At 65.7% G+C, this 19,609-nt stretch carries 22 protein-coding genes and 1 pseudogene; 9 read left to right on the top strand and 14 right to left on the bottom strand.

The window, feature by feature from the left end:
• Window positions 1-59: 59 nt before the first annotated feature.
• The 5 genes from ACH4DZ_RS41110 to ACH4DZ_RS41090 form a co-directional block, all read right to left on the bottom strand.
• On the bottom strand, window positions 60-941 hold the full coding sequence (locus ACH4DZ_RS41110; protein ID WP_398294343.1) for a PhzF family phenazine biosynthesis protein: 882 nt from the start codon (window positions 939-941) through the stop codon (window positions 60-62).
• Complete coding sequence (locus ACH4DZ_RS41105; RefSeq protein ID WP_398294341.1) at window positions 938-3,814, bottom strand: AMP-binding protein; 2,877 nt, start codon at window positions 3,812-3,814, stop codon at window positions 938-940. Before ACH4DZ_RS41105 ends, ACH4DZ_RS41110 begins: the two co-directional genes overlap by 4 nt.
• A 202-nt stretch (window positions 3,815-4,016) precedes the next feature.
• Window positions 4,017-5,276, bottom strand: coding sequence for an MFS transporter (locus ACH4DZ_RS41100; RefSeq protein WP_398294339.1), 1,260 nt, complete (start codon window positions 5,274-5,276; stop codon window positions 4,017-4,019).
• Window positions 5,277-5,955: 679 nt separating this feature from the next.
• On the bottom strand, window positions 5,956-6,228 hold the full coding sequence (locus tag ACH4DZ_RS41095) for a hypothetical protein (RefSeq protein ID WP_398294337.1): 273 nt from the start codon (window positions 6,226-6,228) through the stop codon (window positions 5,956-5,958).
• A gap of 333 nt (window positions 6,229-6,561) precedes the next feature.
• Window positions 6,562-7,098: a hypothetical protein gene (locus tag ACH4DZ_RS41090; protein ID WP_398294335.1), complete on the bottom strand. Its 537-nt coding sequence runs from the start codon at window positions 7,096-7,098 to the stop codon at window positions 6,562-6,564.
• 85 nt (window positions 7,099-7,183) lie between these two features.
• On the opposite strand from ACH4DZ_RS41090, the gene ACH4DZ_RS41085 reads away from it, so the two are divergent.
• The 3 genes from ACH4DZ_RS41085 (at window position 7,184) to ACH4DZ_RS41075 (ending at window position 8,571) form a co-directional block, all read left to right on the top strand.
• On the top strand, window positions 7,184-7,399 hold the full coding sequence (locus ACH4DZ_RS41085) for a hypothetical protein (RefSeq protein WP_398294333.1): 216 nt from the start codon (window positions 7,184-7,186) through the stop codon (window positions 7,397-7,399).
• Window positions 7,400-7,401: 2 nt separating this feature from the next.
• Entirely contained in the window at window positions 7,402-7,695 is a 294-nt protein-coding gene (locus ACH4DZ_RS41080; RefSeq protein WP_398294331.1) for a UTRA domain-containing protein, read from the top strand.
• Between the two features lie 300 nt (window positions 7,696-7,995).
• Window positions 7,996-8,571: a hypothetical protein gene (locus tag ACH4DZ_RS41075; protein WP_398294329.1), complete on the top strand. Its 576-nt coding sequence runs from the start codon at window positions 7,996-7,998 to the stop codon at window positions 8,569-8,571.
• Between the two features lie 106 nt (window positions 8,572-8,677).
• Here the strand turns inward: ACH4DZ_RS41075 and ACH4DZ_RS41070 are convergent, their stop codons facing one another.
• The gene (locus tag ACH4DZ_RS41070; protein WP_398294327.1) at window positions 8,678-9,013 is read right to left on the bottom strand and encodes a hypothetical protein; all 336 of its coding nucleotides are present in this window, start codon (window positions 9,011-9,013) and stop codon (window positions 8,678-8,680) included.
• Between the two features lie 139 nt (window positions 9,014-9,152).
• Window positions 9,153-9,437, bottom strand: coding sequence for a hypothetical protein (locus tag ACH4DZ_RS41065; protein ID WP_398294325.1), 285 nt, complete (start codon window positions 9,435-9,437; stop codon window positions 9,153-9,155).
• A 125-nt stretch (window positions 9,438-9,562) separates the two neighbouring features.
• Here ACH4DZ_RS41065 and ACH4DZ_RS41060 point away from each other — a divergent pair, with 125 nt between their 5' ends.
• The 4 genes from ACH4DZ_RS41060 to ACH4DZ_RS41045 all read left to right on the top strand — a co-directional run bounded on the left by ACH4DZ_RS41060 (window position 9,563) and on the right by ACH4DZ_RS41045 (window position 11,622).
• Entirely contained in the window at window positions 9,563-9,835 is a 273-nt protein-coding gene (locus ACH4DZ_RS41060) for a hypothetical protein (RefSeq protein ID WP_398294323.1), read from the top strand.
• Between the two features lie 413 nt (window positions 9,836-10,248).
• Window positions 10,249-10,452, top strand: a complete 204-nt coding sequence (locus ACH4DZ_RS41055) for a hypothetical protein (RefSeq protein ID WP_398294321.1) — start codon at window positions 10,249-10,251, stop codon at window positions 10,450-10,452.
• A 257-nt stretch (window positions 10,453-10,709) separates the two neighbouring features.
• Window positions 10,710-11,117, top strand: a complete 408-nt coding sequence (locus tag ACH4DZ_RS41050) for a hypothetical protein (protein WP_398294319.1) — start codon at window positions 10,710-10,712, stop codon at window positions 11,115-11,117.
• A 331-nt stretch (window positions 11,118-11,448) separates the two neighbouring features.
• Window positions 11,449-11,622: a hypothetical protein gene (locus ACH4DZ_RS41045; RefSeq protein ID WP_398294317.1), complete on the top strand. Its 174-nt coding sequence runs from the start codon at window positions 11,449-11,451 to the stop codon at window positions 11,620-11,622.
• A gap of 116 nt (window positions 11,623-11,738) precedes the next feature.
• Here the strand turns inward: ACH4DZ_RS41045 and ACH4DZ_RS41040 are convergent, their stop codons facing one another.
• Window positions 11,739-12,173, bottom strand: a complete 435-nt coding sequence (locus ACH4DZ_RS41040; RefSeq protein WP_398294315.1) for a peptidase inhibitor family I36 protein — start codon at window positions 12,171-12,173, stop codon at window positions 11,739-11,741.
• Window positions 12,174-12,533: 360 nt separating this feature from the next.
• Between ACH4DZ_RS41040 and ACH4DZ_RS41035 the strand changes: the two genes are divergently transcribed.
• Window positions 12,534-13,655 carry a hypothetical protein gene (locus tag ACH4DZ_RS41035; protein ID WP_398294313.1) on the top strand — a complete coding sequence of 374 codons (1,122 nt, stop codon included), beginning with the start codon at window positions 12,534-12,536 and terminating at the stop codon, window positions 13,653-13,655.
• Here the strand turns inward: ACH4DZ_RS41035 and ACH4DZ_RS41030 are convergent.
• The 6 genes and pseudogenes from ACH4DZ_RS41030 to ACH4DZ_RS41005 all read right to left on the bottom strand — a co-directional run bounded on the left by ACH4DZ_RS41030 (window position 13,627) and on the right by ACH4DZ_RS41005 (window position 17,980).
• Entirely contained in the window at window positions 13,627-14,301 is a 675-nt protein-coding gene (locus tag ACH4DZ_RS41030; protein ID WP_398294311.1) for a hypothetical protein, read from the bottom strand. The genes ACH4DZ_RS41035 and ACH4DZ_RS41030 overlap by 29 nt on opposite strands.
• A gap of 432 nt (window positions 14,302-14,733) precedes the next feature.
• Window positions 14,734-15,090 carry a hypothetical protein gene (locus ACH4DZ_RS41025; protein WP_398294309.1) on the bottom strand — a complete coding sequence of 119 codons (357 nt, stop codon included), beginning with the start codon at window positions 15,088-15,090 and terminating at the stop codon, window positions 14,734-14,736.
• Complete coding sequence (locus ACH4DZ_RS41020; RefSeq protein WP_398294307.1) at window positions 15,091-16,548, bottom strand: hypothetical protein; 1,458 nt, start codon at window positions 16,546-16,548, stop codon at window positions 15,091-15,093.
• A 243-nt stretch (window positions 16,549-16,791) separates the two neighbouring features.
• Window positions 16,792-17,188, bottom strand: a pseudogene (locus ACH4DZ_RS41015) (hypothetical protein).
• A 103-nt stretch (window positions 17,189-17,291) separates the two neighbouring features.
• A complete protein-coding gene (locus tag ACH4DZ_RS41010; protein WP_398294305.1) occupies window positions 17,292-17,648 on the bottom strand; it encodes a hypothetical protein in 357 nt (118 codons plus the stop codon).
• A complete protein-coding gene (locus ACH4DZ_RS41005) occupies window positions 17,645-17,980 on the bottom strand; it encodes a hypothetical protein (RefSeq protein ID WP_398294303.1) in 336 nt (111 codons plus the stop codon). Before ACH4DZ_RS41005 ends, ACH4DZ_RS41010 begins: the two co-directional genes overlap by 4 nt.
• 200 nt (window positions 17,981-18,180) lie before the next feature.
• Between ACH4DZ_RS41005 and ACH4DZ_RS41000 the strand changes: the two genes are divergently transcribed.
• Complete coding sequence (locus ACH4DZ_RS41000) at window positions 18,181-19,431, top strand: hypothetical protein (RefSeq protein ID WP_398294301.1); 1,251 nt, start codon at window positions 18,181-18,183, stop codon at window positions 19,429-19,431.
• The last annotated feature ends 178 nt before the right edge of the window (window positions 19,432-19,609 follow it).

Genomic DNA, 19,609 nt, shown 5'->3' with positions numbered 1-19,609 from the left:
CAGTGGGCGCGCTCTCAAGAGCATCTAGCGTCGTATTCGAATCAGTCACGTTGGTGCGATCAGACGGACGCCCGTACGGAGCTGCCCTCTTCGGGTCCCCATATTTCACTTGTGTTTACGCGGCACTCGCTGGTGACGGAAACACGCCCCCGAGTGCGAGATTCGAGCTCCAGCGCTCCGCCACGAGGAGAGGGCTGCAGGGCCTTCAGTTTCTGACGTCCCAACCGCTGGGTCCAGAACGGATATAACGCTAAGTGCGCCGAAACGCAGACCTCGTCCTCGGGTATCGCGATCCTCGGCGCGAACATGCGGGAAACGATGTCGTAGCCCAGCTCCTCGCCGACCACTGACGGGTACTCCGCGGTCACGATCACCCCACGGCATGCCAGGCGCTCGATGGCGGCTATGTTCGGCTTGAAGCCCATCACCTTCTCGCCCTCGTCCAGTACGGCGAGATAGTCGTCCCCCGCGACGTAGCACTCTTTGGGCTCCATCCCCAGCGCAGCCGCCAGTTGTTGTGCTGTCTCAGAGTCCATAGAGTGCAGCGTCGTCTCGGGGAAACTCACCCGCACCTTCCCGTCGGCCTGATCGGCTGTCAGTACGCCGGCCCTGGTGTGCCATTCCACGGAGTGGCCGTCACCCAGCCGCCCCAGCAGCCATGCACTGGCAGCCAGTGTGGCGTGGCCGCAGATGCGTAATTCGCAGTTCCGGGTGAACCATCGGAGGTCGTAGCTACTTAAGTCGGCTCGCTGGGTCAGGAACGTGGTGACAGGCTCGTCCAGCAGTCGCGCAAGTCGCAGCAGGGTCGAATCCGGCAGCTCGCGGTCGAGTTGCACGACCGCCGCCGGGTTGCCCTGCAGGCTGCCAGAGACGCAGGCGTCAACGACCCCGTACGGCGCGCCGGTCAGCATGTCGAATTCACTGTTGGATGTCCGATTCATACTTCCTCCTTGGTTGCGTCCTGGTTGCGGCAGATCTGTCGACCGGCCTTCTCCTCGAGTGCGCGTTCCTCGACCAGCGCCTGGGCGGCCGCGAGCAGGCCTGGCTGCAGCAGCGCGTATGGGTTATTGCGGAGCGCCGGTACGGAGATCTCCTCGAATGCCCGCACATTGATGACGGCGGCCTCGCACATGCCCAGATTCCGTCGGGAAACCGCGTGCCCGCCCAGGTCGAAGATGCTGGCCGTGTTCACTCCGAGGACCTGGGCGTCGCGACTGTCCGGAACGTCTCTCGCATAGACGTAGGCGCCGCCCTGCCTCGCGCCCACGTCATCGGTGATCGTGCCCTCCACGTACACATGGGACTGGTACGGGACTCCGGCCAGGTGCTCGGACCTGTGCACCTGGGCGTATGCATGGGTGGCGAGAAGGATGTATTTCGTGTTTCTTGCCGAGAACCACCCGAAGATGGAGTCATCCCCGAAGGTCGACCGCTCGCTCCAGTCGATGTCCGCGAACGCCTGCGCGTCAGGGCCGACGACCACGAACGAGTACACCGGGTGCCGGGTCCGGCGGCCCCCGAGCGCCTTCATCACATGAGTGGCAGCCATGCCGGATTCGGAGGGATTACGCTTGAGATCCACCGTCCGGGTACCGATGAAGGACAGGGTGTAGGCCGGCAGCGCCACGGTGACCCGCTGGGAGACGCGGTCGATCTCGGACAGCAGCATGGAGATTGCATCGTGCGGTGAGACGTTCTTGAAGTCCGGCAGCGAAGCCTGCACCACGAGGAACTCGGCACCGCCTTCACATGCCTGGTCAAAGACTCGCCTCAACTCGTCTTTGCACGCCACCAGATCTGCGCCGGTACGGCCGACCATCCCGGGAGCCCCAGACGTGCGCTCGGTCCTGCTCATGCCGGCGGCGAGTCCACCGATAGTGGCCGCCCCCATGGAGCAGAGCTCCGCGGACAGGACGTAGCCACGGTCAGCCGTGGCGACCTGCAGTTCAAGTTGTCCCAGCGAGTCGAGTCCGAGGTTGCCCAAGGTTTCGTCCGCGGCCGGCAGGCGACCGATCAACCCTGCCAGAGTCGCTCTGAGTACGTCCTCCGCAGATTCGGCCGTGGGTGTGTGGTGCGCCTCCCGCTTGACGTGCTCGTCAGCGATGGCAACGGGATCCGCCATCGGCCCCGAGTGCTGTGCCATGGCCAGCAGCGCCGCTTCGTTGACCTTTCCGTTCGCGGTGGCTGGCAGGGCGGCTAAGGCGTGGAAGCGACGAGGCCACCGGTCCTTCGGCAGGCGCGACTGAATCTGCCGTTCCAACTTGTCGATGTCGACCGTGGCGGGGGTGACGAAGCATTCCAGCGCGTCCGCAGTTGCATCCGCCGGCCCGGGGACTGCGGTGACCCGACACTCGTCACACAGACCTATTTCCTTGACTGCGGCCTCGATCTCGCCGATCTCGACCCGTACGCCCCGCAATTGCACCTGCCGATCGCGGCGCCCGATGAACTCCAGGTTCCCGTCGTCCAGCGCACGTACGAGGTCACCGGTGCGATACACCTGGTCCGCGGGCTGCTTTCCTCCATCTCCTGGGCGCACGTAGAACGAACGCTGTGTCTCCGCCGGGGCGCCGATGTAGCCGTCCGCGACCTGGGCGCCTCCAATCCACAGTTCGCCGATGGTTCCGGTGGGAACTTGTTCGAGGTCTGCGGACATGACGTACAGGTCCACGTTGGGCATCGGCGTTCCGATGATGTTCGGCAGAGTCTCTTGCTGTTTGGAGCATCGGTGCCAGGTGACCGCGACACATGCCTCGGTGGGCCCATAGGAGTTGACGAGGGTCGCAGTCGGGAGTACCCGCGACACGTCCTGTCGGAGTGGATCAGGAAGGGCCTCGCCGTTGCAGACGATGGTCGAGATGGACTTCAGGCGGTCCGCCATGGGTGGAACAGCGTCCAGGAGGTTCACAAACGGCCGCAGCAGTGTGGGCACGAGCTGAAGCGTCGTTACGCCCTGCTCGATCAGGTATTCCGTGACCTGAATCAGGCCGCTGTCGATAGGACGCGGAGGAATGATCATCCGGGCGCCGTGCACGAGAGGCAGGAAGATCTCGGGGATGGAGAAGTCGAAGGACGGGCGCGAGAGCTGCGCGAAGCGGGCATCGGGAGTGAGAGACAGCTGCTCGCCGTACCAGCTCAGGAGATTGGTGAGCGCGGTCATCGAGAGCGCCGCGCCCTTGGGCCGGCCTGTGCTTCCCGACGTGTGCAGGATGTACGCGAGCCCCGGCGCTTCTCGCTGAAGCGGATCCGCGTCGCTCAGGCGCGAGACGACGGACTGTCCCGAGGGCGAGAGCCTCACGCGGGCCGCGGCATGGGTACGACCGGCGATCTCCGTGACTCGCGTCTCCGGCTCGCCCTCCGCGACCGGCACGAAGTGACAGTCGTGTGCCAGAGTCGCGAGCACTGCGACGATGTATTCGATGCCACGCGGGAGCTGAACGATGATCGCGGAGTCCGGCAGGAGATCGAGCGACTGGAAGCGGTGTTGCAGTTCAAGGACGCGGCTCATGAGCTCTTCGTAGGTAACTGCAGTGTCGCCGTGTATGACAGCGAGTTCGGCGGAATGACGCGCCGCGGCGTCGGTTATCTGTTCGTAGACGCCCTGGATCCCGTCGAGTGAACGTCGGTCCCCGGACAGTGTTGGTTTAATGTCGGGCCATTCTATGGACACGTGTATGCATTCCTTCGCTTGAAAGTGAAACACGCAGGCGGAATCGGCGGCTGGGGGGCTGCTGGTTTCTTCAAACATGGAATTGGATTCATCCCCATTGCGTGTGGGGATATGGCGTGCGCATTTTTTGCGGCGAGGCATCATTGCTCGGATTTTTTTGGTCGACCCCATGCTGTAGCTGGCCCTGTTTCTGCAGACCCAGAAATGGGCAGGTTGACTCAAATGAGGAAATCAGCGCACGTCAAAGTTGCCCTATGCGGATACCAGTTATTTACGGAGACGCAGGTAAGGTCGGGGTGCAACGAACATCTGAGGGAACACCGGCTCGCGACCGCTCTGTCCCTGATTAGCTTTTCATTTCCGGCGTACGCCCCGGGGTCACATCCGGACTGGGATTTTCTGCATCGGGCGGTCGGGTGCGCTCGCCCCAACGCGTGACGGCCGGACCCAGCAGGCCAGCGAGTGCGAGAAAGATGCCCAGCCAAATCCATCCCCCGCGCCCCGCGCCCAGTACGGCGCCGACCAGGATTGCTGGCGCCGCGGCTCGGGCCGCGTCCCTGCCGATGCCGGCCAGTCCCTGGTATTGGCCCTGCGCATGCGCAGGGGGCAGGCCGAACTCCAGGGTGAAGGTGGCAGAGGCGTGCCACAGCTCGCCGACCGAGTGCACAATGACGGCACCGCACAGCACCGCGAATGCTGCCCACGTCGGCAGTCCTGCCGCCAACCCAATCGCAGAGCAGCTCACCAGGAAGTACAGTCCGGCCCGGCGCAGCGCGCGCCCGCCCTGACGCAGAGTCGGAACCTTCTTGCCGATGTGCACCTGCAGCAGCGCGACGATGATCGCGTTGATCACCAGGGCTACGGAGGCGGTCCACCGAGGCGCGTGCGTATGGTCGACCACCCATAGCGGTAGAGGCAGCATCAGCACTGACATTTGCAAGGTCATGGCACCGTTGAGGGCGGTAGCTGCAAGAAACGGCACGTCACGAACGGCCGTCCAGCGCTTGCTCTTCGCTGGCTTGGGCAGCGGCGCGTAGCGCGGCAGCCGCCTGGCGATCAGCAAAGCCAGTACATAAGTGAGCGCGTTGCCGAGCAGCAGCGCCCGGTAGGCGTCCGGGGTGTCTAGGCCGATAGCGACTGCGGAGGCCACCGAGCCGAAGGAGACTGCGACATTCATGATCACCCGGGTGATCGCGCGGTATCGGGTGGCCTCGGCGAGATCATGCCCGCCTACTCTCCGCGTCAGCGCCCCTGCGGTGGCCAGTGATGCGCTCATCGCGAGCAGGTCCACCACTGAGATCACTACGAACGCGATGAAGTTGTGCACGAACAGGTAGGCGAAGGTGGCGAGGGCCTGTACCAGCATCGTGGCCCGCAGCACCGTGCCTGGGTCCCGCCGATCAGCCAAGTCGCCCACGGGGATACCGGCAGTCATCCCGATGAGCCCTGCCACCGTCAGACCCACACCCACCTCAGCGGCTGACAGGTGCGCAACGCGTGTGAAGTACAGGACGGAGGAGGTGAGCAGTAGGGCAACACCGAACCAATTCACCAGAAGCACCCAGGCGAAAAGCCGCTGCGGTCCGCGCTGCGGGAGCGCGGCCAACAGCCTGCCTAAGCACCCTTGGGCACCCCGCTTTCCGCTGGCGTCCGCCCCGTCTGCATCCGCTTGGCTCTGCCCCGTCATGACTGGCTTAAGAGCGCGACGGTGCTCTCGCCATCATTGCTCTCGATAGGCGACGCATACGACTTGGCAACCTGCGACATGAAACATCCCGCCCTCGACAGACACGCTCAGCAGTACGCCGATGACCCTAAGTTGATGTAGCCCCCAAGGCAACCGGTTTCCGTGTGAATGTATTTCTGGTTGTGTAAATGGCTTGATCACATCGCCATGCGGTAGCGCTTCGAGCAGCAGGAAGCCGCCTCAATGCATCGGAGCAAGGGCGTGGCCGCGCGCTAGGACTGTCGAGCAGCAGCGTTTTCCAGTCGAGGAACAAAATGCATCATCCAGGCAAGTCGCCTGTGGTCGGTATATAAGGCAAAGCGCTCTTGAAGCTGACGAGACGCCACGATTGCAGCAACATGAATCAGAGTTATCGCATTGGCTCAGCCGGATCAGCGGCCGTGTGGTGACATTCGCATTGTTCACGCCGTCTGCTCAAACCCGACAACCTGCGTCGTCGGTCCGGCCCGCTTCTGGCGCGCACGGCGCAGCGCGGCGAGCCGGGCCTTCTCGCACTCCTGGGCGGCGCTGGGTCGCGTCCCGCCTCGATCGGGGCCGGCTACTCGTCCGGTACGACGGTCTCGGGAAACGCCTGGGCGCTGAGCGCGCACATCGCGGCGGTCTGCTGCTCCACCGCGTCCGCTGTGGAGCGGTCCACCCTGTGCGGCGCCGCCTCCTGGTGCGCAGCGAGCGCACGGCGGTATCCATCGGAGGCGGTCTCCCGGGTGCGCTCCGGTCCGGTGGGCGCGGCTGGCTGCGGGCCCGGTTCGGCGGCCGCCGTGGCGGGGTCGGCCTTCGCGGTGGCGGGCGCGAGGACGTTGAGGCTGCGCACATTCGCGCCCGGTACCTCTGTACTGGCCGCCGCAATCAGCTTGGTCGCGCTCCAGCGCAGCTTCGTGCCGTACGCGGGAGCGTCGGGGCGACGTCCAGGCGGCCGGTGTCCGCGTCGAACTTCACGGCCTGGACCCGCCCGGCGAGCTCGGGCACGGCCGCGGCGAGCCCGAGCGGATCGCGCCCGTCACGCCGTACGACCCTGCTGCGCGAGCCGCTCGACGGTCATCGTTACGGAGGCCGTGGTGGTCTTGGGCATGGTCTCTCTCCACTTCGGAGGCAGCAGTACCCGGGGTGACGAGGGGTCCGGCCTTGAGGTGCCGGGCGGGGCAGGTCAGGCCAGGAGCAGGTCGTCGTCGCTGAACGGCATCGTGAAGTCGTCGTCGGGGTGGGTGCCGACGTGGTCGGGGCCGCTGCCGACGCCGTTCATGTTGTGGGTACCGCGCTTGTTGAGGCGGCGGGTGCAGGTGTAGCCGTCCCGGCTCATCAGGCCGCACTCGCCCTTCGGGGCGAGCGGGTTGCGGAACGGCACCTTCGGACGGGTGTAGACGATGCTGGCGTCGGCGAGGGCCTGGACGTACTCGCCGACCACGTCGGCGAACAACTCGCTGGCGCACTCCTGCTCGATCTCCGTCAGGACGACGGTGCCAGGCCCGGAGCAGGCATCGTTGCGGGCGTCGCGGATGCCGGTGGTGCTGGAGGCGTACCGGTCGATGCAGACCGTCGCACCGCAGTCGTTGCACGTGCCTTCGAAGACGAGGGCGTGCTTCTTCGACGGACGCGGCAGCCGCTTCCAGGCGAGGGTGTGGCCGTTCGCGCCAGCCACCTCGTTCATGTGCTGCTTGCCACAGATCCACCACTGCTGCGCCATGCGTCCTCCCTGATACCGGGTGGCTAACCACCTCTAGTTTGGCGCACCCTTGACGGGTGGTCAACCACCCGTGGAAGATTCCTTCATGGCTAATCAGCACAAGGAGAAACTGCGCGGCGTACGCGGCATCGACGACCAGCTATGGAAGGACTTCGAGACCGCCACCGCACACAAGAGCACCGACCGCTCCGCGGAGCTGCGCCGCTACATCGAGTGGTACGTCGGCAGACCAGACACCGAATTTCCCGAACGCCCCGAGCCGCCCGCTGGGCCCGTCGATCAGCGCAAGGAGGACATGTAGCCATGTCAGAGCAAGGCGAGATGGACTGGCTCCCTCCGAACGCCACACCGGAGCTGCCTCCGAACGCGCCCCCGGGCACGGTGCGGGTGACCACCGGCTCCATGGCTCGCAGCGTGAGCGACCAGGAGGCGCAGGACTTCGGTATCTCCACCGATCGGGCGTGCCTGGTGATCGAGCAGGTCTTCTACGACGCCGAAGACGACGTGCTGCAGCACACGGTGACCGTCAACTACAGCGGTCACCCCCACGAGATCCGGTACCAGCCGACCCCCGAGGACCTCGCGCGCAGAGAGTAGAAGCCCCACACCGTGCCCCTGCGCGGCGGGTCACCCGGCCCATCCGCTGCTGGGCGTACGCAGGGCTCGGCAACGCCTGATGGAAGCCGAGGCGGGGCATCTCCAGGCTTCCCATCGGTGCTTGGACAGCTGGCCGACCGTGCGGTTCAACAACGCGCTCCTGAAAGCAGGCGGCTTCGGCGCGGGCGTTTCCCAGACGTTGTCCGCGTACTCCGTTGCTACACCGGCCAGTTGGGCAGACTGATGAGCGGGCAGAGCCGTCTCGTACGCCAGACATCTGGCACGGAAGTGGGGGAACACGTGATCGTCAGGCGCTTCGCGGACAAGGACGATGAACTGGCCCGGCACCTTGTCCGGCACCTCAACACCCCGCTCGACTGGCCGGAGAGCGAAGGACTGAACACCGGGCAGGTTGCGGAGATCGCCTCTGCGGCAGCCTGCGACGTCTCCTACAATCAGGCGGCCAACGGCCATCTGGCCGACCTCTTCGCCGCACTTCCGCTGCCAGGCACGCCCGAGGGTCGCGATTTCTGGTATGCCCTGGGGCAGGCGGGAGGGGATGCCGCTCTTGACATCGACCCCGCCAATGCGGGTGGCCCATTCTTCGACCGCCTGATCGAAAGCAACGAAGCGGGCATCGCCGACCGCGTACTCAGCTTCCTGGGAGAACTCTCCGACCAGCAGCGCGAGGCTGTAGCCGAGGTGATCGGGGGCGCACTGGCGCGTGACACGTTCACCCAAGCCAGCCCTCGGTACATCGGGCGATTGTGGCTGCGCGACGCAGAGAGCACCGCCTGGCATGTCCTGCTCGCCAGTCGTCTGCCACATCAGGATGACGGCCGCCAGCGCTTCCTCGAAGCGTGGGGCAATGCCTGAGCACACTGATCGTCCTGGGCGGCCCGCACGGACACAGCTTCGGTTCCGACGCCAAATGCCCCGGCGATTGCGGTGCCGGGGCGGTGTGGCCGCAGCTCTCGCGCGGTCAGGAGACCTCGGTGATCCACAGCCAGGACGGGTCGTGCAGGCCGGGCAAGTCGCTGAAGCTGAGCGCCGTTATCGCCCTCGCGATCTGTGCATCCCACACTGAGCGGTGCTCGGGCGTGGCGTCGGCGCTGACGTGCGTGCCGGGCGGGACGTACTGGCGGTAGGTGACGAGGAACAGCTGCTCCTGCGTGTCGTCGCCGCCGGCCATGTAGCTGACGTCGGGGCAGTCGGTGAGCGCGGCGAGTTCCTGTTCGACCCGGTCCGTTTCCTGCCAGGCGGAACCGTTGACGGGGATGTGGACGCCATAGGCGGCGAAGGTCGAGTTGGTGTCCATGGTGCCCCCTTCGTGATGGAGGAATAGGTCGCCGTCCGGCCGGTTCCGGACTGCTGGGTTCTCCTGGCCTGTGGGTTGGGTGCGTGTCATACAGGAGTGGGGTTCCTCCCGCTTGCCTCGGGAGGAACCCCACCGCCTGTCACGCCTCGCGTACCTGCCGTTCGACTTCCTTCTTTGCCATCTCAAGCGCAGTGTCGTGATCGAACAGGTGCGCCTCGACCCACTCGTCGTCACGCTCGGACGCGGGCGGTACGTAGGACCAGTCGTGGGCGGCGTCCATGATGTCGTTGTCCATCTTGATGGCCCAGCGTCCGCTGCCGCGCTGCTGCTCGACGTTGATCGATGCGAACACCCCGCCCTCTCCGTGGAGGGATACCGCGTAGCGGGTGATCTCGACGGTCACGGCGGGGATCTCGTTCGTCATTCCCGGCTCCTCTGTTGAGTTCTCAAGGTGTCTTTCCGTCTTGCGATGCCTCCAATTTATAGGGCCTCTAGAAATCCGTCAAGGGCCCCTAGAAAAGGATCTTCAATATCCTCTACAGTCGTCTCATGACCATCAAGCCGACCGACCTGATCAGCACCTCCGCCGTTACCGAGGCGCTCGCCGCCATCGGGGCCATCGCCGATCCCGTCGCCAGGGAGAAGGCCGCACGCGATCTCCAGGACGCCCTCACCAAGGCCATCGCCGAACCCATGACGCAGGCCAAGGCCGTCCGGCAGCAGGCAGTACTCGAACTCAGGCAGACCCTCACCCTCGCCAAGATCTCCGAGAAGACCGGCCTGTCCATCCCGCGCGTCGACCAGCTCGCCAAGGGCAAATAGCCAGCGCCCCGGGTCGTGGTGTCAGGGACCGCCGAACAGGTCTGCGTGTTCGGGGTGTTGGGGTCTGTCACTTCGGCTAGGGTCGCAGCACACAGACATACGAGCTCGGGACCCTGACGTGCCCCGGGTCGGCCGACAACAAGGCGCCCCGAAGCGGGCTTGAGCCTCATCTGATGTCCACTGGTGGCTATTTATCGCAAGCGCGTCACTGATGCCGCGCAAACTTACTCGTTGAGCCCGTGAACCAGTACCGAACCAGCAGACCGGGATGAACAGCCACAGGACCGCCTTGGCACGGCATCGAGACCAGTGAACGTCAGCACGGCCTCAGCAAGATCCCACGTACGCAACGTGGTGGTCGGGCTGAGCGCTACGTGCCCCAGGTCCGGCCACCGGAAAGGTCATCCGGACCGTTGAAAACCACCCCGACGTTCGGCGTCAAGGTACTGCTGGTCGTGATCTGCGCCCTGGTCTCCTCCATCGTGGCCACCGGCGCCGGCATCCTCACCCATACCACCGGAGCCTCGCTGCCCGAAGCGATCCTGTCCGCAGGGGGCGCCTTCGCCATCTCCATGACCCTGGGACTCACGACGCTGGCCGTTCTTGGCCTCGGGTAATGACCACCCCTCCGGCCCGCGGCACCCCGACCAGTACGTCATGTCGCTGCCCGCGGCTGCCGCCGGGGCCTTCCCTGTGATCGGCGGGGCCGCGCACGGCCCCGCCGATCATCGCGCACGTTGTCCGTTCTCGCCCTGCGGCGGGCCCGCCGCAGGGCGAGAACGGACGCGCGGCCTGACGATGGCGCGGGCGTGGGCCACTGTGTCCCGGGGCCTCCGCCTTCAGCGCGCCGAGAGCGGTCGCCGGCAGATAGCCGGTGTCATACAAGGCATCGCTCCAGTCCCCAACCAGCGCGGTCCGCAGTGCCTCCCGCAACCGGCAGCTGGTGCCGCTCTGGCAGCGTCGCACCCGGCACGGGCGGGTGCCCTCGCTGGATGCGGCACTTGGCGACGGGCTGTCGCTGTACGACGTAGTCGCCGCCGACGTCAATGTGCTGGACCAGGTGACAGTCAGGGACTTCACGGACGAACGGGTCACCGCGATGCTGCACGGCCTGAGTTCCGCCGAGCAGCAGGTGGTGCTCGCGTACGCGTATGGCGAGGGCGGCACCTGGACCGAAGCCGCGGCCGTCGCCGGTGCCACCGACCCGGAAGCCTTCGGTGAACGGGTCCGGCGCAAGACTCGACGGCTCGCCGCCGAACAGGCCCGCCGCGCCACACAGTGACGCCCCGCTCCCCCGACCGCCTGATGCGGGCTCACGCCCCCTTCAACAGAGCCCGGTTACCCATGTCTCGCTGAGACTCTCGTCACGCGCTGCTGCGTTGTCCGGCTAGTTCGCCACCGGCCTCGATGCCGAGCGCTCTCTACTCGCATGCACTGAACATACAGCTCAGGGACCATCCGTACGTCCGACGGACTCTACCCGGCGCACGACAAGCCGCCTTGCGCTGCTAACTGCCCGCGCCTTCACCCTGCGACCTAAGGGGTGGGGCCTGCCCATCTTCCATGCCGCATGCGAGACGCGCATGCCTCTAATCTCACGGGAGAAGCCCGCCGTGTCCACGCTCACCCTGATTGTCGTCGTCCTAGTCGCCCTGGCCTTCGTCTCCGTCCCCGGCGCCCTCGCGTACCTGGCGTACCGCCATCCCGCCGCACGGGGGCCGATGACCGTCGCCATCACCGCCGTGGCGGCCATGGCCTCGATCGTCGTCCCGATCGCCGTTCGTTGAACCGCGCGGCGCTCACGGCCCCGGCTTACTGCTGGCAGACCTTCGCACCGAGGGACTGCCAGCACAACAGCACGAGCCCATGCCCGCTGAAAGTGGCCAGCGGGTACTGGGCCGGGTCAGCCGCAGTCGTTGTTGTTGATGCGCAGGGAGCGGGTGGTGTCGTTGAGGTTGTAGCCGCGCAGGTCGTGGATGGAGCCGCCGCTCTTGGTGACGCATACCCAGCGTCCGGCGTAGTCCCGCTTCTCGTAGACGCGGGCGGTGCGCCCGGAGTTGTTGCGTACCGAGCTGCCGCGGTCGCGGATCGCGGAGGGCAGGTCCTTGACGCTGCCGTCCACCGCCCGCTTCACCCAGGGCTGCCCTCCAAAGTTGATTTCCGGGTAGATGCAGACATACCCGTCCGGGCAGTCCACCTCCGCAGCCGCCACGGCAGCCGTACGGTGCTGCGGGACCGGCGCCGCAGGAGCAGCGCCGGCCTGGACCGGGCTGCTCAGGCTCAGGGGAACGAGCGCCAGTACGGCGCTCACGGCAAGGCGGTGCACGATTGAGGTCATGCGGCCAGGCAAGCGCAGGTGGTCGCACGGCACGCCGCAGACACACGCCGCCTCACCCTGCCAGGTACACCCCGGGCGGCAGGAACGATTTCTCTCCGCAGCCGGGTTTGGTCACCGTCCGGGCCTTGGCAGACCATTCCGGTTCCCCGCACCAAAATGGGCGACCGGTTCGGGGCTTGCGCGGGCTCGAAGGCTGTCAGGCCTTCTCGGCGAGGTCTTTCACTGGGACGGTCACGCTGTGCTTGGGGTGAGGCACTCGGGTAGTCGAGCGCGGCGCAAACGCCCTCTTGCTGCACTCAGTTGCGCCTTGCACTCTGTGACACAAGGACATTGCGATCCGTAATGGGGGGTGGGCGGTTGATGGAACGGGGGGCGGATTTATCCGAGCAAGACCAGCCAACTGTCGCCGCACTCAGGGGACGCATACTCCTGCACACCCGCACGCTGAAAGCCGCTGCTCTGGCCGACCGCACCAGCGACGGGACGATTCTCTGCGGGGCCGGGGCACTGAGCGAGGTCAAGGACGCTCTGCGGTATCTCGGCACCCTGCCGGTGCTCGCTGACCCGGCCCACTATGAGGAGAACTTCGCCGGAGTCGCGGCCAGCTTCTACGTCAAGCCCCGATCCGACACAGGAAGACTGCTCCCCCTGCCGCCCGACATGGACCGGCCCGGGCAGGACCAGCTGGCTGCTGGTACCACAGCAGTCCTCACCCCAACCTGCTACTTCGCCGCAGGGGATGACGTAGCCGTCAGCGCAGCGACCCGCCGCATGCAGCAGTTCGACGCCTCGCAGGTCATCTTCACGGTGCCGCTCGCCGCCGAATGGCTGCAGTCCGACAGGGACGTCCGGTTTCTGATCGGCGCACTGAACAAGGTTCCGCATTTGAAGGCGCTGGTCTTCGGCTCTGCCGGGGATCCGCTCCCCGACCGGGGCGCCGCATGGAGGCTGCGAAGCATGATCGACAACATCAATGATGCGGCGCTCATCCGCACCGGGCTTGCCGGCCTCGACGCCTACGCCCGTGGTGCGGCGTTTGTATCGATCGGCATGCAGAAATCGTGCCGCGCTTTCCGACCGCCCGACGCAGTAGGTCAGCCGGACGCGAACCGCAGCGGCAGGCCCAAGTCCTACGTTCTGCACCCGGACCTCATGCAGTACTTCCGCACGGATGCGCTGGCTCACCTCTACGGCTTCACCACTCCCCCGCCCTGCGACTGCACCGTCTGCGACGGCCAGTCACTCACGCGGTTCAGCGACGACCCTGACGACGTCAGGGAAGCCGAGCAGCACAACCTCGCCACCTGGCTGCCTTGGGCCGAAGAACTCCAGGAAGCATCACCCGACGACCGCCGCTACCTGTGGCGCGATCGCTGCTACGAGGCCATCGAAGCCCACGAACACGCCAGCCTCCAATGGCGCAGCCGACGCGACCCAGGACCGCCTGCCAGCCTCAGCCTGTGGGCGACCCAAGAGGACTGACCAGCCCCAGCCCCGCAGGATCTCCCAGCAGCCGCGCGTAGGCATGTTCGGCAAACTGCCAGCCGGCCGCCGTGTCGTGCACGTCCGCCAGCGGCTGCACCGGCACCAGCACGCGCGGCTCGTACGCGCCCTGCCAATGCACCACCCCGGTGCTGAACCGGGCCGCCTCCGCCTGAAGCTCCGCCGAACCGTCCATCGGAGCATTCAGCCAGATCGTCTGCGGGGCATACGCGCCGAACGGCATCACATCCAGCGCCCGAAGGCCAGCGTGGTCGCTGCGCACCACCGCCAGTTCCACCGACAGCGGCGGCACCGCCCAGCGCTCCACGCTGTCTCCACGCCGCCCGCACGCGTGGACCGGCTCGCCCCGCTCCAGCAAGCGACGATCCCTGCCGGCCAGCGACGCCCTCGCGACCGCACGCCCCACGGGCAGCTTCAACAACGCGTCCAGCAGCCACAAGTCGTCCAGAGGCCCGACACCGGCCGCCTGCCGGCGGGCGTGCTCATCGCCGTTCCAGCGGTACACCAGCACCACCTGCACGCCCCACAGCGTCACCTCGGTCACCTTGGCGTCCGGCCACAGTTTCCCGCCCGCCACCGCCTCACACAGGCGAGCAACATCGGTCTCAGTGAACTCGGAACTCATCTGATTCATCCCTCGGTACGACAGAACAAGCACACAACCACAGGGCTATCGGGTCACCGGACAGGAACGCGCCAACCCGCAAAACGCGAGAGGGAAACGGGGCAGGATGAGAGGCCCGATCCATGCCAGCCCGGCACCGCGGCCGCTGACGGCGGCCGGAGTTCCCGTGCCCGGCCGGACATCAGGCCCTGGAAGCACGGCGGCAACCCCGTTCTGACTGCCGGTGCCACTGTGGGACCTGTCCACCGGGAAAACCGGTGATCCCTTGTCTGAAGCAAGCTCTCCCTTCGGCTGCCCGGTGACAGGCTGACGTCCCGGCGGGTGCCGCAGCCCTCGCGGTTGCGGGTGGCCAGGTAGCGGGCAACTCTCTCGTGCCGCACGGTCCGGTACGCCAGCCGACCCCGCTCAGGCATGGGGCGGTTCTCTCATTGCTCAGTCGTCGTGTAGTCCTGCTTCTGCTAGGTCCTCTGGTGGCTCAACGGTGCCGTTGAGGACCCCATCGGCTAGGGCATCCCAGATGACCTTGCCTACAGGGCGGGGCCTGTCCGGGTCCGCCGGGTCGGTGGTGGGGTGGGTGAGGAGGTCGCTGCTGGCAGCCATCACAGCGAGTGCGCTCTGGCGTTGCCCAAGGGTGGGCAGCAGGTGGGCGTGGAGCTGCTGGAGGCGGGCGGTCGCACGTTGGATGACTCGGATGTCGACGTTCCAGTCCGCGTCCGGATGGGGCAGGTTCAGGCGTTCGAGCGCGCGGGGGACGGCGTCGGCGTCCCAGGCATCCGGGCTGGCGGCCATCTAGTGGAGGGTGATCGTCACGTCGTCGAGATCGTCGAAGTGCTGGTCTGTAATCGGCGCGGCAGGCGAGATGCCAGGGTCGATGGCCGGCTCGGGCAGGGAGTTCTTGATGTCCGGCAGGCTCGTCTCGATGGGCGACCGGTCGAGGACGGTATAGAGGAGGGTCCTGGTCATCGCGGCGAGTGGGCATGAGGTCACTTCGTTGAACGGTTTAATCTCGAAGCTGCTGTCGGCTGCTGCACGGTGAGCGTGGGTCTCGAATTGGTTGACCGCGTGGGTGCTCATGTTGACGCGTGGGGCTCTGGGGTTTTTCTGGGCCCCTTCGGCGGCTGCGCGGGTGGAACGCCAGACCAGATTGTAGAGCTCGCCGAGCGGGCGGTGTGCTGCCGCTTTGGACGCGGCGTCCTCAAGCCGTTGCCGGTGCGTTTCAGTGATGGCCGGCAGGTTCACCTCGTCGAGCCGGTGCTGGAAATACCGGACGGCTTCAGCGGTCAGAAGCTTCTGGGCGAGTGTGAGCAGGTCGTCCTGGCGGCCCGAGGTCAGCTTTTCGGGAGCAAGTGCTGTGTTGAGCGCGTCGTCCAGGAAGGTCGCACCGATGCCGGCACTGGTGCCGTAGGGCGCGTAGTAGTGCGCCAGGAGAGGGTAGAAGCTTGAATCCTTCTGCGGTTCGGCCACCGCATCAAGGTCGCCTCCCGCTGCTGCCAGAGCGGCCTCGAAGGATTCCGACTCCCAGACAACTGCCCCTACCGGGCTCTGGGGGTGAATGGCGATCAGGCCGCTGCGTACGAGTTCTCCGAGCAGGCTCGGCACCTTGTCCCGGTCGGGGTGCAGAGGGCTGGGCCAGTCACCAATGTTGCAGATCTGCGTCGTGGAGGGGGCGTAGCGCAAAAGTGCCAGAGCGGCGAGCATCTCGCGCACCGGTCGCTTCAGGTCGGCCTCTGCATTGAACCGGAACGCATAGTTCACGGCCATGGACTGCCGCTGCATGGCCGTCCACTCAGCGCGGGCTTCGGTAATGACCCGTTGTTCTTCTGCCTGCTTTCGAGCGATGTCCCGCTTCGCCTTCCGCCGCGGATCCAGGACCGCTTGCACAGCGGTTTGCAGGGAGTCGGTGCATTCCACACAGGGCGGGACCTGCCCGTTGCACACCTGCGTCAGAGCCGTACGGCTGGTCAGAGTGGCCGGGCCCCCGCACTGGGGACAAGCATGGTCAGCGACGGTGGCCCGCACCCCGGCAGCTGCAACCACATACAGCGGCTTCCCCCAGCCCTGACTGTCGATGTCAGCAGCCTTTTCGCACCAGTCGGGAGCGCCAAGAGCGGGGTGGAACCCGGCCAAGGCCCAGTAGCGCTCTCCGATGGCCACCAGCTCGGGATCCGCATCGTCGACGGCAGAGACCGTCGGGGTGAGATGGCTCAAATCATTGGTTACCGCGGCAGGTTGGGAAGTGTCACTCACAACCGACCAGCCTAGACAGAAACAGGAGACCGCACGCCCGGATGTCAGCGAAAGCTCCACGTGACGTGCCGCTGCGCCGCTCCTTGAACCATCGAGGGGAGACTGAGTTGTAGGTTCTCACTTTCGGTGTCATGCGCCGACGCTATGAGCTGGACGTTCCCCTCCAGTCTCACGACGTGTCGGCAGGCGGCCGTCTCAGATCGGTGTCATTTCCTCAGACTGTCCAGCCGGCTGCGCCGGACCTCATGAACCTGCATCGGCGGCCGTCCGTTCCCATCCACTCCCGCACCTTCACTGCTTGCTCGATGCGGTTGACGACGTCCTTCTTGGACTCCATGTCCAAGGTCTCCGGGATCTTGTCGAAGGTGTCGGGAAGGACGTCGAGGAGACCCCAGATCTGTTCGCCGGTACTGACGGTCAGCAGTTGCTGGCACCTCCACTGCAGCGGCACCTCGGGACGGTGCGTGAGCCGCTGCACGAGTGTCGGGAACAAGTAGTGCGTCGCCTCTGCGGCGAGGTGCTCTCGTAGCCAGTCGACCGGGAGCCGCTGGCTGAAGCCATGCATGGCGGCCTCCTGGGCCAGGTCCAGGAGCTGAGCGGTGCCGACGGCTCGGACAGTGCGGGGAAGGGTCGGGGTCATGTCGCGATGATGCCAAGAAGCCCTCGGAACACCGAGAGGTCGGCGGGGTCGGGTTGTAATCTGTCAAGGAACTTGGCCCAGGCTTTCTCGAACTCGCCGGAGGTCACCCTTCCACGGACGGCTCGCCCTTTATGCGGATCCATTCGTGGATGGTCTCGATGGCGTCGAGGAGGTCCTGGAAGGTGCAGAGATCCCGGTGCTGTCGTCGGACCTGGCCTGTTGCCATGTCCCCGTACTCAAGCTCGGCTTCCCCGCTACTCCAGACGATGAGCACGGCGACGAAGTCATCGTTTTCGAGCGTCATCCAGGTGCTGTTCTTGGTTCGGCCGTCCTCGGGCGACTGCTGGACCGCACCTGTGATTCCGCAGGATTGCAGGCGTTCCTCATGCTCGGCGAACCAGGCCTGGAGCCTCTGCGACAGTTCGACCAATATGGACTCTTTTTGTTCGTTTTGTCTCATGGTTGGGTGATGAACCCTGCGGATCGGTTGAGCTGGAAAGGAGATCCGGCCTTGGTTGGTTTCCAGCCTCGGTCCCGTGCTTCTCGGATGCTGGCAGCAACGTGGGCTGGGCGGATGGGCTCCGTCTCGACGCCCACCCAGTTGCTGGGATGGGCCTGGCCGCTGGTGACGATCAAGGTCGTGCCCGGCTGACTGCCGCTGGCTGCTTCAACCGCATAGGTCAGTGGTGTCCAGCAGAGTCCCTGCTTGTAGGAGGGCTTCCTGCGGATCCGCCAGCGGTACTCGATCCCGTCAACGGTTATGCACCGGGAACCCTTCTTGTTCAGCGCCATCTTCGCCTCCTGCGCCGTTGGACTCTGATGTGTGGCCGCGGTCGCGAAAAGCAGGTTGCACGCGAACGTACCGAACGTTATCGCCGACAAGCACCTTCGGGACTACGGATGGGTTGAACAGCCCATAAGTTGGTGTCAGTGCCGAGCGACCCGGCGCATCGCACCCGCCCCGGGTGCACTCACCGCGATCGGAGAGCACCGTGAAGAACAGGGCGTTGTGGCGTGTAGTTGACAACGAGAGTGGTAGCCAGTCCATCGTCAGCACGCCCTCTGAGGCGGTCGCGTTCGTCAACAGCCGGTTCGACACTGATGACGACGACGAGCCGTTCAGTATCACCGAGGTCGGTCCTCTCCTTCCGAAGCCGCTCGGGGTCATCACCGCATGGGCCGCCGATAAGGACGGCCAGCGAACTGACGGGCGTACTGCCCCGATCATCATCAGGCCGGTTGTGACGGACAACGCCAGCGAGTGCGATGACGTCGTGCTCTGGGGCGACGTGTACGTCTCCTGGGACCACGACATGTACACCGTCGAGGAGCCGGACAGCTCCGAGTACAGCGAGGCCTACAGTGCAGCCGAGTTGAGCGCGATCCTCGACGAGTACGCCGACGGCTACGAGTACGCGCCTGAAGGGCCTGAACAGCCCGACAGCCACAGGTGGCCGAAACCGGAAGAGTTGATCACCTACGGCGCCCAGGAGTGTGCCAAGCGGTTCGGGCACCTCGACGACGACGCCCTGCTGTGGCTCGCTGCCACCCGCATCACGCTCGCCGTATGGCGCAACACACCCGTTGAGAACTGGCATGCCGGGAAGAGTCCGCTTCACGACGGCACAATGATGCGGATCAACACGGCAACCACCCGACTCGTGCGCTCGATGCTGTCGTTCGACCATGTCGACTGGATCGGTCTCGGTCTCGCGATCGTCAACCCGTCCCGGGTTCTACCGACCGGGCAGTCTGTTCTCGAGCTCGGGCTGGCCTGCCACAACCCTGACGACCCGGCACACGAGGTTGATCCGCGCGTAGAACTCGCGGGGATGGCACAGGTCGCGATGTCATGGGGGCGAAGGTACTGCCTTAGCGAGAAGGAGTTCGGCCTGCGAACCCTGATCGAATCTTTCTGCGCGTCCGACAACGGCTGGTTCGGAGCACCGAGTTGGGGGCGCATCGTCGATCGGTTCCTTACGGCTGTCGACGACCGGGAGAATGCGCACTGGCGCATACACCGGGACGAGCCTTGGTTCGACGAGTGGTTCACCAACCGGCCGGCCGACATTGCGGACACCACGGAATTTCGTCGGCTGCTCCTTGCCGGACCCGACCTGCTGTCCGAGGAGGCCGCCGAATGGTGCGTGGATGGCGCCATCCGCTACGTCTGCCAGGACGACCACGTGAACGCCTGCTGGCGGTGCGGTATCCCGCTGGCAACGGAGTCCCCCAACGAGTGAATGTGTGCACCACATAGAAAAGCAGCAATGCACTGACCGCGCTCTCTCCCGCCTACTGCCGTCTCGACCGAGGCCGGCTGGCCGCCCAAGAACACCTCCGGCTCCGGAAACGCGCGTCGGCTGAGTTCGCGCATCGCCCTGGCCTGTCGCTCGACTGCCCGTGCGATGCTCGGATCCA

The sequence above is a fragment of the Streptomyces sp. NPDC017991 genome (assembly GCF_044328075.1).
Taxonomy (GTDB): Bacteria; Actinomycetota; Actinomycetes; order Streptomycetales; family Streptomycetaceae; genus Streptomyces.
The sequence above is the reverse complement of the archived record's forward strand: the minus strand, read 5'-3'. Positions and strand labels throughout refer to the sequence as shown.

Coding starts and splice junctions, on each gene's coding strand:
- ACH4DZ_RS41030 (WP_398294311.1), bottom strand. CDS start 14,301: ATGAGTTCCGAGTTCACTGAGACCGATGTTGCTCGCCTGTGTGAGGCG.
- ACH4DZ_RS41065 (WP_398294325.1), bottom strand. CDS start 9,437: ATGACGAACGAGATCCCCGCCGTGACCGTCGAGATCACCCGCTACGCG.
- ACH4DZ_RS41085 (WP_398294333.1), top strand. CDS start 7,184: ATGGCTAATCAGCACAAGGAGAAACTGCGCGGCGTACGCGGCATCGAC.
- ACH4DZ_RS41080 (WP_398294331.1), top strand. CDS start 7,402: ATGTCAGAGCAAGGCGAGATGGACTGGCTCCCTCCGAACGCCACACCG.
- ACH4DZ_RS41110 (WP_398294343.1), bottom strand. CDS start 941: ATGAATCGGACATCCAACAGTGAATTCGACATGCTGACCGGCGCGCCG.
- ACH4DZ_RS41040 (WP_398294315.1), bottom strand. CDS start 12,173: ATGACCTCAATCGTGCACCGCCTTGCCGTGAGCGCCGTACTGGCGCTC.
- ACH4DZ_RS41025 (WP_398294309.1), bottom strand. CDS start 15,090: ATGGCCGCCAGCCCGGATGCCTGGGACGCCGACGCCGTCCCCCGCGCG.
- ACH4DZ_RS41035 (WP_398294313.1), top strand. CDS start 12,534: ATGGAACGGGGGGCGGATTTATCCGAGCAAGACCAGCCAACTGTCGCC.
- ACH4DZ_RS41010 (WP_398294305.1), bottom strand. CDS start 17,648: ATGAGACAAAACGAACAAAAAGAGTCCATATTGGTCGAACTGTCGCAG.
- ACH4DZ_RS41105 (WP_398294341.1), bottom strand. CDS start 3,814: ATGATGCCTCGCCGCAAAAAATGCGCACGCCATATCCCCACACGCAAT.
- ACH4DZ_RS41070 (WP_398294327.1), bottom strand. CDS start 9,013: ATGGACACCAACTCGACCTTCGCCGCCTATGGCGTCCACATCCCCGTC.
- ACH4DZ_RS41090 (WP_398294335.1), bottom strand. CDS start 7,098: ATGGCGCAGCAGTGGTGGATCTGTGGCAAGCAGCACATGAACGAGGTG.
- ACH4DZ_RS41060 (WP_398294323.1), top strand. CDS start 9,563: ATGACCATCAAGCCGACCGACCTGATCAGCACCTCCGCCGTTACCGAG.
- ACH4DZ_RS41005 (WP_398294303.1), bottom strand. CDS start 17,980: ATGGCGCTGAACAAGAAGGGTTCCCGGTGCATAACCGTTGACGGGATC.